The following is a 13,981-nucleotide window of genomic DNA, read 5'->3' as shown; positions in this document are numbered from 1 at the left end:
CTGACTGGAAACATTATCAGTCTATCAGGTGCTCACGCAGCAGAAATTGAGCCTGTAAAACTTAAAAAAAGTTGTATTAAAAAAAATCCTTTAGCAGAAGGTCAGAATGATCCTGAACTATTGAATATTTTTAAACAAGTTTGTGATAGTGATAATACGACTCAAAAAAATGATTTATTAGCTAAAGCCGCTATGCGGTTTTATCAAACCAATCAACCAGTTAAAGCATTGAATTTGGCAAGTCAATTGCAAAGTCAAAATATACGCGGTTCATTAATAACAGATGTTTTATTTTTATCTGGTGTAAGTATTGCAAATAACTCATTGCAGCAAATGCGTAGTCAGGAAATGCGTTATTTAAGCAACGATGTAACTTATCCACCTGCTAAACAGTTAATTGAAAATATCCATACTTCAATGCCTGCGCCTGATACTTCAAATGTTAAGGCAGCTACAGAAGGTGGCTCAGGTGATAACGAAAGAAGAAGTTATAAAAAACAAACTGTAACGCGTAACAGAGTTGCTGCTTCCAGAGCAGCACCTAAACGAGTAGCAACTCCAGCAAAAGCAACTGCGGTTAAACCAAAAACTGCCCCTGTAGCCAATGTTAATAAATCAAAAAGTTCGCCTTTTGACCCTTTAATTAAATAATCAGGAATAGAATCTTATGGCTAAGAGAGAAAGCGTACAAAAGAAGCTTCAGCGAATTCGACCTCCACGTGTTCAGCTCACATATGATGTTGAAATTGGTGATGCAAAAGAAGCGAAGGAACTGCCATTTGTTGTTGGTGTGATGGGTGATTTTTCGGCAGCATCTGAGCTTGAACGTACAAAATTAAAAGATAAAAAATTCATTAATGTCGATTTAGATAATATTGATGAAGTTATGGAGTCATTGTCTCCAAGAGCTGCTTTTCAGGTAGATAATACGTTGACTGAAGAGGGTGGGAGAATTGCAGTTGATTTAACATTTAAGTCAATGGAAGATTTTCGCCCAGAAAATGTTGTTCAACAGGTTGACCCATTAAAGAAACTCGTTGAAGCGCGTGAACGCTTAACAGATTTAAGAAATAAGATTTCTAACAGTGAACGTTTAGAAGACTTACTTGATGAAGTGCTTAAGAGTACAGATCAAATTCGTAAATTAAGTGCGGAGGCTGATCATGAATAATGCTCAATCGGCAGCAATGCCACTTGTTGAAAATGAACAAGTTAATCTTTTAGACTCGATTGTTGAAGAAAGCCGTATTGCTCGAAATGAAGAAGAACATACGCGTGCAAAAAGCTTAATCGGTGAACTTGCCAAAGAAGTAATGGCAGGAACAATTACAGTTTCTGAAAATATGACTTTATCAATTGATAAGCGTATTGCCGAAATTGATGCACTGATTTCAAATCAATTAAGTCAGATCATGCACAATGAGCAATTTCAAAAGATTGAGTCAACTTGGCGTGGTCTTTACTACTTCTGTCAAGAAACACCATCTAATCCGCTCATTAAAATTCGTATGTTAAATACGACTAAAAAAGAGTTGGTAAAAGATTTTCAAGGTGCTACAGACTTTGATCAAAGCACTTTATTCAAAAAAATCTATGAAGAAGAGTATGGGTCTTTTGGTGGTGCGCCATATTCAGCACTCATTGGTGATTTTGAGTTTGACCGTACGCCTTCTGATATGTATTTGCTTGAGCAAATCTCTCATGTAGCAGCAGCAGCTCACGCACCATTTGTTTCAGCTGCTAGCCCAAGCATTTTGGGTCTTGAGTCATTTACAGATATCGATCGCCCTAGAGATGTTTCAAAAATCTTCGAAACGGCTGAATATGTTCAATGGCGTTCATTCCGTGACAGTGAAGACTCTCGTTATGTCGCATTAACATTGCCGCATGTGCTTGGTCGTCTTCCTTACCATCCAAAGGAAGGAACAGCTACAGAAGGGTTTAACTTTGCTGAAGATGTTTCGGGTGCAAATCATAATGAATATTTGTGGATGAATGCTGCTTATGCTTTCGGTACCCGTTTAACAAATGCATTTGATATGCATGGTTGGTGTGCTGCAATTCGTGGTGTTGAAGGTGGTGGTTTAGTCGAAGGTTTACCTGTTCATACTTTTAAAACACAAGATGGCGAAGTGGTATTCAAGTGCCCAACAGAAATTGCGATTACTGACCGTCGTGAAAAAGAATTAAGCGATTTGGGCTTTATCCCTTTAGTGCATTGTAAAAATACCGATTACGCTGCTTTCTTTGGCGCGCAATCAACTCAAAAACCTAAAAAATATGACAATGATACAGCAAATGCTAACTCTGCTTTATCAAGTCAAATTCAGTACATCATGGCTGTTTCACGTATTGCTCATTATTTAAAAGCAATGATGAGAGATAAAGTGGGTAGTTTTGCTTCTGCTGGAAATGTTGAAGCATTTTTAAATGAGTGGTTATCACAGTATGTATTGCTTGATGATGGCGCTTCTCAAGAAGCAAAAGCTCAATACCCTCTACGTGAAGCGTCTGTAAAAGTTGTAGAAGATCCTGCTCAACCAGGTCACTACAAGTCTGTGGTTTTCTTGCGACCACACTTCCAGCTGGATGAGTTGTCAGTTTCTTTGCGACTTGTCACTGAGTTACCTCAGTCCTCAAATTAATAAAGGTCAGCGAAAGAATAACTTTAAATTAAAAATAGGAAAGTTCTAAATGAAAGATATATACGTTGAGTTTCGCGGTAAATATAAAGTTGATGGCGAGTCTCGTGACTCTGAGCACAAAGGCTGGTTAGAAGTTAACTCTTGGTCTCACAACATTCGTCAACCTAAATCTGCTACTTCAAGTAGTGTTGGTGGTCATACTGCTGAACGTGTTGAACATTCAGATATGCTTTTTATTAAAGACCTAGATGCAACTAGCCCAAAATTATGGGAAGCGTGTTCAGCTGGTTATACATTTGATGAAGTACAAATTGATTTTTATCGTGCGAATGGCGATAAACGTATCAAGTACTTACAAATTAAATTGAAGCATGTTCTAGTTTCTAGCGTAACTCCAACAGTTAACGAAGAAGGTGTTCCAACTGAAGCGTTTGGTTTGAAATACGCAGCTGTTGAGTGGACATATAACCAACAAGATATTAACGGTACTGCTAAAGGTGCTGTTACTAAGAAATGGTCACTTTCTAATAATACTGCTTCTTACGCAGCATAATTATTCAAGTGAATATTTGGTGGAGGCTGACATAAAGTTAGCCTCTGCTGTCTTTAAGCATGCTTGTTGTGAACTCGAATGAATTTAGATCGGCTTTATCCATACGGATTTCGTTCAACTTTGTTTGATCGCTTAATTCCTGAAAGTGAAGATTATGAAAAGGGTCTTTCTATTCAGCAATTAAGAGAATCGGTAGCAAATGATTTAGAAGACTTGCTGAATAGTCGTGTCGCTAAATTAGATCACGTGGTCGATGATTATCCATTGGTTAAAAAATCTATACTTCAGTTCGGGATTATTGATTTTGTGGGGCTTTCTACAGCCAATCCGCTAGATCGAGACAAGATTTGTCAATCAATTGAACAATCAATAGCAGCTCATGAACCTAGATTAAGACAAATACGGGTAGAGATGTTGTTGGATGGACATAATATGGGGGCATTGTGTTTAAGCATTCAGGCTTATCTAAATATTCATCCACTGTACGAACCTGTCGTTTTTGATGCATTGCTAAAACCGACAACGCAACAATATGTAATTTCGGCGAGAACCTAAGCTTAGTGGGTGTGTTGTGATAGAAGAGCTTTTACCGTTTTACGAAAAACAACTACAAGAATTTGGTCAGCAATCTCGAGAATTTGCCCAAAAATATCCGAAAATTGCTCAGCGTTTATCGTTAAATCAAGAGCAAATTGATGATCCGCATATTGAGCGTCTCATACAGGCGTTTTCATTAATTGCTGCTCGCATTGATAAAAAACTTGCTGATAGTTATGACGTATTTACACGTTCTTTATTTGAGGTGATGTTTCCTCAATACTTACGACATTTTCCAGCTTGTTCGGTGGTAAGTTTCGAAGATATAAATAAAATCAAACAGCTCACAGAAGCTCATGTTGTGCCTACACATACGGTTTTGAAGTCTCGCAGTTTTAAAGGCGTTCAGTGTGAGTTTAATACCACGCAAGAAATCAAATTACTCCCGATAAGTTTGCAAGCGTTAGAGTTCAAAAGTACACCTAGTGCACATGTACATTTAAGTCAAAATGCGACTTTAAGTTTTAAGTTTGAAATTTTTAATCATGCTCATTTATGTTTAGTAAATGAAAAACTTCCTATTTATTTAGATGCAATTTCTAATTTTCCGCTTCAAGTACTAGACAGTATTTTTAAGAAGGGAACAACTTTTGCCATCAGAATAGGGCAGAAAGTTGTAGCGCTGGATAAAAATCCATTTGAGCTAACTGGTTTTTTAGAACAAGAAAGTTTATTACCACTCGATCAGCATACTCATCATGCGTATCGTTTGCTCATGGAGTATTTCTGTTTTCCTGAAAAATTCAATTATCTTAAGCTAGATTTAGACTTTTTAAAGAATTTATCTCTAGAAGAGAGTGATTTTGAACTGCTTATCCATTTTAAATTAAATTTAAATGATCAAGCCGTAGTTCGAAATTATTCTGAATTAAATGTCGCTAATTTTAAATTGTTTACTACACCAGTCATTAATTTATTTGAAAAATATGCTGAACCTCAAAAGATCGTACACAAGCAATTAGAATATCCATTAATTACAGATGCACATCATCCTGAGTTTTATCAAGTCTATTCAATTACTGAAATGAATATGGTGCGTGAAAAAACCAGTCACGAAGAAAGCTATGTTCCTGTACTGCCTTTTTTCGCGATGAGTCATTACCATGTAGACAAGGCGCGCTTTTTCTATTCGGTAAACTATCAAAAACTCCAACCGAATTTTGTTGAAATGGGATATTCAATTATTTCCAAGAATTTAAATCCTTCTTCAACACGTTCAGATTTTATTAGTACAAAATTATTATGCTCAAATCGTGACTTACCACATGAAGCATTGGGGCAGTCTAATAATATATTGAACTTGAATGACAGTAGTTTGGCTAGACGCGCCATTGTTTTAAAAAGACCTACAAAACCATATCAATTTGGTCAAAGTCAGAGTGAGCAGTGGCGTGTTATTTCGCATCTTTCATTAAATAGTTTAGCTCTAATGAAAGGTGATGCGGTATCTCATATTAAAGAGTTACTTGCTTTATATAACTTACCGCTATCAAAAGAAAATTATCTAATTATTGAATCAATTAAACATCTTGAGTTTTCACTTACTCACAAACTGGTAGATGGTAAACCATTCCCAATGTTTGTAAGGGGGGTGAAGGCCGAGTTGCAAATTGATTCATCTGTATTTAGAGGGCATAGCCTATACATTTTTAGCCAATTGTTAAGTCGTGTTTTTAATTTAAAGGTTCAAATTAATAGTTTTGTTGATTTGGTTGTTAAGGATTATTCATCTCAGCAGGAGTTATACCAATGCAGTCAGAACGTTGGTGGCAAGACTCTTCTATAACAGCTGAGTTGTTTACAAAGCCAAAGTCTTTTGAGTTTATCCAAGCAACACGCTTATTAAGGCACGATTCAAGTCACGCAGTTGGTTCATCTTGGAGTGATCATTTCAAGTTTGAGACATCCTTTAATTTAAATTTCCCTGCTACGGAAATTGAAAATTTAGAATTATCAGATAAGCGGATTTATGTCACGAATTTAATCGTTGGGCTTACGGGTATACAAGGTGCTTTACCTTATACATATACCAATAAGATTAAACAGGCCCCACGGCAGCAAAGAGCTGAAACTAAAGAGTTTCTGAGTTTATTTAACCATAAGCTTACTGCTCAATATGTAGAGTCTAGCATTACATATAATTTACCGATTCGATATGAGACTGAGTATAAAAACGATTATTTAGATATTCTGCATGCGTTGAATGGCTATGTGCGCTCCCAACATCAGCAAACAGAGCTTGATGACTATTTTGCAGAGTTTTCTGGATTAATGCAGGGCCAGAATAATACAGTTCATGCATTAAAAACGATGCTGTCCTGTATTTTTAAGCATGAAATTACGATTAAAGAGTTTATACAAGAATCTTTTAAGTTAGCGAGTGATCAATTAACGACTTTAGGTGGAAGTCAGCCGAGCTTACTTGGCATTAATACGTTTTGTGGGGAAACTATTCAGCAAATTGATGGAAAAATTGAAATTCAGATTGGACCACTAAAGCGTCAGCAATATTTAAATTTCCTCCCAAATCAAGAGTTGAGTTTAAAACTAAAAAAAATTGTAGAAACGTGGTGTAGTCCAACTTTATCGATAGATCTGCGGCTCGTATTAGATGAGTCAGAAATACAACCTATTTGCTTAACTAAGAATAACCAGAATGGTTTAGGGCAGGGTTCTTTTCTCATATCACGACAACCAAAAGTATATAGTCATGAAACTTGCTATAGCCTTATTGGAGAGAGAATATGATTAAAAAAATATTACTCTCATTTATTGCTATTTTTTCAGTGGTTAGTGGAGTTATTATTTTCTACTGGCGTGACGTTCAATATAACCCTGATAAAGGTGACTTTTTCCTTTATTTCTTATTATTGCCAGCAATTATTACCTTGGTGATCTTATCGCCTTGGTTAATTTATAGTGCCTATAAAACTTACAAAGATAAAAAAGAACAATCTATAAATCAAAATAAAGATGATGCTAATCAAAAACAAACCACTGTAATTGACGCACCACTCGAACAGTTAGATTTTAATATTTACTCTGCTTTTGCCGTACATGCATTAGGTGAGAATGAAACAATTATTGAGCAGCTACAAAACTTCAAAAGCCCGGAGTTAGATGATCAACTGTTAAATTCTTATGGATTGCCTCTATTATCTTATCGTATTAAAGACTTGGATGAAGACAATCATGAGGAGAGTGATTACTCATCCCCACGACAAGTTCGTATGATGTCATTAATACAACAACAATTAGAACAAAATGTAGAAAATTTATATCTTCTTGCAGAGCATTTAAAACGTTCGACTTTATTTTATGAGTCGCAACAATCTCGTGAATATCATATGCATCCGGCATGGGTTGATCCCGAGTCTGAATATGACGATGCTCAAATGTCTGTAGTCGAAGTTTACCGTTTAAATCGTTTAAATTTACACATCCTTCTTTCGGAGGATTTACTACATATCTGGAATGATGATCAAAGTAATGAATTAATTTTAGAGTTCTTTGCTGAGATTGGTATTGCTCCGCAAAAGGTTCATATTGAATATCATTTTTTTGGAGAGCAATTAGCTTACCAAGAGTTGATACACCTATTAAAAGGCATTCATAAAAGAGAGCATGAGATGTTCTTTTTAGTCGTCGCTGATTCGGAGATTGATCAAGATCTAGTCGATGAAAAATCTTGGATGATTAAAGATTATATTCCTGCTGAATTTGCAGCAAGCTGTTTACTTGCAGATCCTTTAGTAAAAATTCAAGAATTAGAACCTACTAAAAATCTGAAAGTTGTTGTAGGCCAACCTGATACAGAGAAGCTTTTTACTAATTTTGAATTTAATGATTTACCTCAGCATGAGGGTGAGGAACCTTATGTGCTGATATTGTCAGATCAGACGGATATAAAATTTTCAAAGAAATTGCAGCAACACTTTCTTAAAACACCTGTAGAACCGCATCACTATATTTATGTGAAATCTTCATTAGGGCATACCCAACATTTAGCTGATATTTATGGCTTTATGCTGAGTATGCATTTCCCTGAACATATCATTCCTTTTGTCTTTGGTGAAAATACGGTGTCAGCACATACATTTGTGCGGCATGTCACCGAAAATTCAGAAGATGATGTGATGGTGTTGAATAACTAATTTAAACTTTGGACTTAGAACGAGAATAGAATGCATACAATTTTAGGCTACTTGTGGCAGTACATCACGAATCCTAAAGCAATTATCGCCTTGTCATTGTTCGTGGCATTGATGTCTTCATATACTTCAATTCCCCGTCATATATTCTGGGCTTTAGCGACTGCCTATGCTTTGGGTCTTATTGTTTATGGTATCTATTGGCTTATTCAACGAAGAAAACATGCGGCTCAAGGTGAAGAGTTAGCTGAAGCGATTGAAAAAGATAATCAAGCTGAGTACGGAAAAAATAAAGATAAAGAAGAGCTTCAGCTTGTTAATCAACAAATGAAAGAATCAATTCAACTGATTCGTAAATCTAAGTTGGGTGATAAAAAAGGGAATGCTGCACTATATGAGCTTCCTTGGTATATGGTTATTGGTAACCCCGCTGCAGGTAAAAGTTCAGCTATTTATAACTCTGGTTTAAAGTTTCCTTTTGAAGAAACGCATCAGAAAATGGTATCTGCTGGGTTAAGCGGTACTCGAAATTGTGACTGGTTTTTCTCTACAGAAGGTATTTTACTCGATACAGCTGGTCGTTATTCTGTTTATAGCGAAGATCATTCTGAGTGGTTAGGTTTCTTAAATATTCTAAAAAAGAACCGTTCTAAAGCTCCGGTCAATGGTTTGATTTTAATTGTCAGTATTGCTGAGCTGATTAGTCAAAGTCCTGAAAATTCGTTAAAGCTTGCTAAAAATTTACGTGCTCGTATTCAAGATTTAACTGAGCGTTTAGAAGTGGTTGTGCCTGTCTATTTAGTCTTTTCAAAGATGGATTTGATTGCAGGTTTTACAGAGTTTTTTGAATTTTATGAAGCTCAGGAATATAACCAAGCTTGGGGTGCGACTCTTCCTTATGAACAGAGTTCTTCGCACAATGCCGTAGATTTATTCGAGAAACATTACAATATTCTTTACGATGGTTTAAAAGGGGTAAGTTCGACTCATTTAAGTCGCCGCCATTCGCAGAATATCTCTCCAAGTGTAATGACTTTCCCATTAGAATTTAAAACATTAAAACCAGCTTTAAAGAGCTTTATTGCGACACTTTTTGAAGATAATCCATATCAATTTCAACCAGTTTTCCGTGGGTTTTACTTCACTAGTGCTTTGCAAGAAGGTGTCATTGAAAGTCCAATGACGGAGCAAATTGCACAAGAATTCCAGCTGACTCAGATTGCTCAAAGTGATTTAAAACATCATTCAAAAATTACCCCTAACCACGGTTATTTCTTAAATGGTCTATTTTCAGATGTTATTTTAAAAGATAAAGATCTTGTTAAACAGCATGTAAATGCTGGCAGAAAGCGTCAGCGTTACATTGCATTTATTGGTGCTTTAGCCGGTGTTTCAATTATTCTTGGTGTCTGGGTTTGGTCATATCGCAATAACCAGCAATTAATTGCTGAAGTTCAAGCAGATTTAAATAAGGTTGTTCAATTAGAAAAATCTTCAGGCCAGCAATTATCAACCCAATTAGAAGCTTTACTTATTCTTCAAAGACGTCTACAGCAGTTAGATGAGTTTGATGAAAATAGACCACTTAAGTTTAGTTTTGGTTTATATCAGGGCAACGAACTTCGTGAAAAACTAAAAGCGGAATATTTAAAAGGCGTTAGGCAAATTGTCTTAACACCGACACAGCAAAATATTGCTCAATATTTGCAACGCGTAAAAAATAATGAAGTAACATTAAAAGCCAATCATACGAATGTTGAGATTAAACAAACTGCTCAGTCTCAACAATATTTAGAACCTTCAGACACAAATCCTCAAGATGCTTACAATGCATTAAAAGCATATTTAATGATGAGTAATCCGCAATATATGGATGCAAGTCATTTAAGCGATCAGGTTACGCGTTTCTGGCGTTCTTGGCTTGATGCCAATAAAGGGCAAATGCCGCGTGCAGATATGATTCAGGAAGCTGAACAGATCTTGTCATATGCAATGACTTTAGCAAATGACAAACAATTCCCAATTTTAGATGCAGATTCGCAAATTGTTGATCAAACACGTCAAGTGTTGCTCTCTGTTGTCAGAGGAATGCCTGCGCGTGATCGGGTTTATAACGAAATAAAAATGCGTGCTGCGGTACGTTTCCCTGCATTGACGGTAAGTCAGATTGTGGGTGAAGCAAATAAAAATGTTGTATTAGGCAGTTATGCATTGCCAGGCGTATTTACTCAAAAAGCATGGAATGACTATGTAGAAAAGGCGATTGAAGAAGCCGCAGATAAGCCAACAGATAGTAAAGACTGGGTGTTAAATAGCCGTCAATCTGATGATTTAACTTTCTCAGGCAGCCCTGAACAAATTAGAAAGCAACTGACAGCACTCTATAAGCAAGAATATATTGCGGAATGGAGAAAATTCTTAAGCGGTATTCATTATGCTAAAGCTGCCCAATTCCCTCAGCAAGTAAAAAATATTGATGTTTTAGGTGAGCCACAGAACTCTCCAATTCGTACCTTAATTGAAAGAGTGGCAATCGAAACGAACTGGGATAATCCTGTTGTGCAAGCAGAGCTCGCAGCTCCACAAAAAGGATTTGTCGCGTGGTTTAAACGTAAAGTTTTAAATCATGATGATAAGACTGCTAATCAAGTGGCGACTAATGCTCAGGGCGCTATTTCTCAAGAATATCAAATGTTCTATCAGTTGGTTCGCAAACGCGATGATCAACAAGGTAAATCATTACTTGATGAATATATGACAAATTTAGCTCTAGTTCGTAGCAAGTTTAACGAGCTTAAGAATGCAGGTGAAGTTGGGCCTAATGCGATGACATTAGTCAAGCAAACCCTTAATGAGCAAACTTCTGTATTTAACCAGACGCAAAAAATTGTAGATGAAAAAATGGCGGTTGGTTTCAATGAAATTGATCAGCGATTATTACAAAAATTGGTGGTTAGTCCACTTACGCAGGCTTTCGAGAGTTTAATTACACCGACGCAAGATGAAATTAATAAATTGTGGGTAATGCAAGCTTATCAGCCATTTACAGCAAATCTTGCCAAGAAATATCCATTTAACTCATCAGCTTCTTTGCAAGCGACAAGTAGTGAAATTGGTCAAATCTTGGGTGAGAACGGTAGTATTTCACGCTTTGTAAAAGAAAGCCTTGATCCATTTGTGATCCGTCGTGGTTATACGTTAACGTCTAAAACATGGAAAGATTTAGGAATTAGTTTAAATCCTCAATTCGTCATGAATTTCCAAAGATATGTTACTCCATCAAATGGTATGGCAACAGGTGAGTTGAATAGTCAAGCTCCAGCAGCACCAGCAACCAATCAATCGAACTTCCAGTTCTACCCAATTCCAAACCCACAGTTACTTTCATATACCGTTGATATCGATGGTCAGCGTATGACTTATGAAAACGGTGTTCAACAGTGGGTTAACTTCATTTGGCCAAACCAAGGAAGCATTCCGGGTGCTCGTATTACTGCTGTGGATTTACAAGGTCAAACGCACACGATTTTTGATGAGCCAGGTGAGTATGGTATTAACCGTTTAATTGATAGTGCTCAGCGTAAAGAACAAAATGGCGGATTTGAAATGCTTTGGCGTAGTAAGACCGATCCATCATTAGTTGTAAAAATGAATTTCCGTCTAATTAGCAGTAATTCAGGCAGCATTGGTTCAAGCCGTGGTTATTCTGGTATGCAACTGGTTGATAAGGTCACTGCCGATAAGGCCGCTCGAGTGGTGTCTGCTCAGCAAGCGCCAGCTCAAGCTGCCGCTCCAGCAAGAACTGAAAATCCTGTTGCAGGACTCGCTCAGCCTTCTGCGGGAGTTAAACCATGATATGGAAAATAACCTCTATGCGAAAGGAGGAACAATAATGCAAACATTAAAAACAACTCCTTTGTATTATGGCAAAAGTCCTGCACGAGGCGACTTTTTAAAAACAAAAGGTCAGAATGCTTTAATACAATTGCTTGATCAGTGGATTACTGAAGCACTGGAATATGCGATGCAATCGGGCAGCTTTAAAGAAGCTTATAGTACGTTGCCTTCACTGGATTTCTTTATTGCCAATCCAAAAGAAAATATGTTTTTGGTTGCGAATCTACTCGCAAGTGAAGATAGTTCAGGTCGATCTTTTCCAATGGTGCTGAGCCATTTATTAGAAATTGATTTGCCGTATGATAATTTGTTATATGCACCATATAGCTATAAACATGTACTTGTTGATTTATTTCAAAACAATCGCGCTTTAAAAGGAATTAAAGATTCAGATTTGTTACTTGGAAAATTAGGTCACTTACAAAATCAAATTCAGGTTTTAACTGAACGAGAATGTGTAGGCTTTTATGAAAATCATACAATGCACTCATTTGCTCAGTTAATGAAGTTAAGTATTTATGAGTTGGCGCAAAGTATGATTGGGCTGGGATTATTGCTACAGCCAATTTTACAAAATGGAACCAGCCGCTTAAATAAAGTTTTAATTTTGCCTATTAATAATCCTGCTTACAGTTATGAAATAGCAGCTTTTTGGGTCAGTATTATTTGCCGTTTTTTAAAGGAACATAATACTGAGGTACTCATCGGCTTGTTACATCGAGAGCAACCCGTATTATTCTTCGGTTTTCAGGGTGCTGATATTTTAGCCCTTAGCGATATTTTTACTCAGAATATGGATAGTAAACATTGGGTTTCTTTAATAGAAGCTCAGTGGATTGATACTTATTTGGAGCAGAATGCTGGTTTAGCTACGCTAGAACAATCATTATGCCAACGCCAATTAAGTTTAAATCAAGGCTTAAAACTATTTAGACAGACTTTTTTGGGTGAATAATAATGAATCAACGATATCAAACTAAACTTTCACAGCTCATAAAAGGCTGTTTTATCTATGCCGTTGCTAATTATGCTTTGGCTCAGCCCATTGTTGTAGAAGGTGTAGTTCCTAACGAGGCTAGTAAACAGGCTATCTTATTAAAAATGCAGTCTGTTTATGGTGCAGATCAGGTTGTAGATAAAATACAAGTTAGACCGGTAGCTGCTCCAAATGGATGGAGTGATTCTGTTACACGAGTCATTACACCTGATCTTAAAAAAGTTTCGCAAGGGAAATTAAGCATAAACGGTACTCGATTTGAGTTGAGTGGAAAAATGCTGAATCCAGCAGATATTCAGCCGACCATTCAGTCTTTTCAAGGGTTAGTTCAGCCTCCGTATCAACTGTATTCACAGTTATCAGTCAATCAGGCTGAACAGAAAATTATTGATGATGCACTTAAAAATCGAATTATTGAGTTTGAATCTGGCAGTGCAGTGTTAACTGATGCCGGTCAAAAAATTCTAGATGAGATGGCTGTTGCTTTAAATAAAGTAGGCGGTAAAAAAGTCAAAATCGTAGGACATACAGATAGTTCCGGCGATGCGACTAAAAACTTAAAACTTAGCCAAGATCGAGCATTGGCAGTAAAAAACTATTTAATTAGTAAGAGTATTCCGGCAGACCATTTATCTGCGGAAGGTTTAGGTTCTTCTAAACCAGTCGCAGATAATACTTCTCCAGAAGGAAGAAAGAAAAACCGTCGAATTGAGTTTACCGTTCTATAAATATAAGGAGAAGAACATGGCTAGCCCTTACATTACGATTGGATGCCCAACCACAGGTGGAGGGCAAGTCATTTCTGGTAATAGTACGTTTTTAATTGATGGAATTGCAATTGCGTGTGTAGGGGACAAGGCAACTTGTCCGTTACACAAAACGGTTTCTACGATTGTATCGGGTGATCCGAATATGCTTGTTATGGGAAAATCTGGAGCGCGCGTAAATGATTCATTATCATGCGGTTGTAAATTATTACCAAAACAGAGTTTAGTTAATCAAGGATAAGGGTAGAGATATTTTTATATAGATATAAATATCTACTAAAACATATTAACGCTTGAAATGATGAGTAGTTTGTCTGATAAAGCTGAATTTTGTTAATATACAGGCATTATGATTTTAAGCATTAAATTATTTA

12 protein-coding genes are annotated in these 13,981 nt (G+C 36.6%); all 12 read left to right on the top strand.

Annotated features, from left to right (window positions below; translation table 11 throughout):
- Positions 1–651: hypothetical protein (locus tag NL42_RS04215; RefSeq protein ID WP_461311870.1), on the top strand; the 651-nt coding region annotated here is incomplete at its 5' end.
- 16 nt (positions 652–667) lie between these two features.
- A complete protein-coding gene (tssB, locus tag NL42_RS04210) occupies positions 668–1,171 on the top strand; it encodes a type VI secretion system contractile sheath small subunit (protein WP_003651049.1) in 504 nt (167 codons plus the stop codon).
- Positions 1,164–2,645, top strand: a complete 1,482-nt coding sequence (tssC, locus tag NL42_RS04205) for a type VI secretion system contractile sheath large subunit (protein WP_016138593.1) — start codon at positions 1,164–1,166, stop codon at positions 2,643–2,645. Before tssB ends, tssC begins: the two co-directional genes overlap by 8 nt.
- Positions 2,646–2,694: 49 nt before the next feature.
- A complete protein-coding gene (locus NL42_RS04200) occupies positions 2,695–3,198 on the top strand; it encodes an Hcp family type VI secretion system effector (RefSeq protein WP_003651052.1) in 504 nt (167 codons plus the stop codon).
- Positions 3,199–3,276: 78 nt separating this feature from the next.
- Positions 3,277–3,753: a type VI secretion system baseplate subunit TssE gene (gene tssE, locus NL42_RS04195; protein ID WP_016138591.1), complete on the top strand. Its 477-nt coding sequence runs from the start codon at positions 3,277–3,279 to the stop codon at positions 3,751–3,753.
- 16 nt (positions 3,754–3,769) lie between these two features.
- Entirely contained in the window at positions 3,770–5,581 is a 1,812-nt protein-coding gene (gene tssF, locus NL42_RS04190; protein ID WP_461311869.1) for a type VI secretion system baseplate subunit TssF, read from the top strand.
- Positions 5,545–6,543 (top strand): type VI secretion system baseplate subunit TssG, encoded by a 999-nt coding sequence (tssG, locus tag NL42_RS04185; RefSeq protein ID WP_461311868.1) that lies wholly within the window; start codon positions 5,545–5,547, stop codon positions 6,541–6,543. Before tssF ends, tssG begins: the two co-directional genes overlap by 37 nt.
- On the top strand, positions 6,540–7,949 hold the full coding sequence (locus NL42_RS04180; protein WP_461311867.1) for a hypothetical protein: 1,410 nt from the start codon (positions 6,540–6,542) through the stop codon (positions 7,947–7,949). Before tssG ends, NL42_RS04180 begins: the two co-directional genes overlap by 4 nt.
- Before the next feature lie 30 nt (positions 7,950–7,979).
- Positions 7,980–11,801 carry a type VI secretion system membrane subunit TssM gene (tssM, locus tag NL42_RS04175; RefSeq protein ID WP_461311866.1) on the top strand — a complete coding sequence of 1,274 codons (3,822 nt, stop codon included), beginning with the start codon at positions 7,980–7,982 and terminating at the stop codon, positions 11,799–11,801.
- Positions 11,802–11,838: 37 nt separating this feature from the next.
- Entirely contained in the window at positions 11,839–12,798 is a 960-nt protein-coding gene (gene tagF / locus NL42_RS04170; RefSeq protein WP_005047747.1) for a type VI secretion system-associated protein TagF, read from the top strand.
- A 2-nt stretch (positions 12,799–12,800) separates the two neighbouring features.
- Entirely contained in the window at positions 12,801–13,568 is a 768-nt protein-coding gene (locus tag NL42_RS04165) for an OmpA family protein (protein ID WP_461311865.1), read from the top strand.
- A 16-nt stretch (positions 13,569–13,584) separates the two neighbouring features.
- Positions 13,585–13,848, top strand: a complete 264-nt coding sequence (locus NL42_RS04160) for a PAAR domain-containing protein (RefSeq protein WP_003651066.1) — start codon at positions 13,585–13,587, stop codon at positions 13,846–13,848.
- Positions 13,849–13,981: the final 133 nt, after the last annotated feature.

This window comes from Acinetobacter sp. GN11 (genome assembly GCF_054823985.1).
This window is presented reverse-complemented; position numbering and strand designations above follow the sequence as displayed.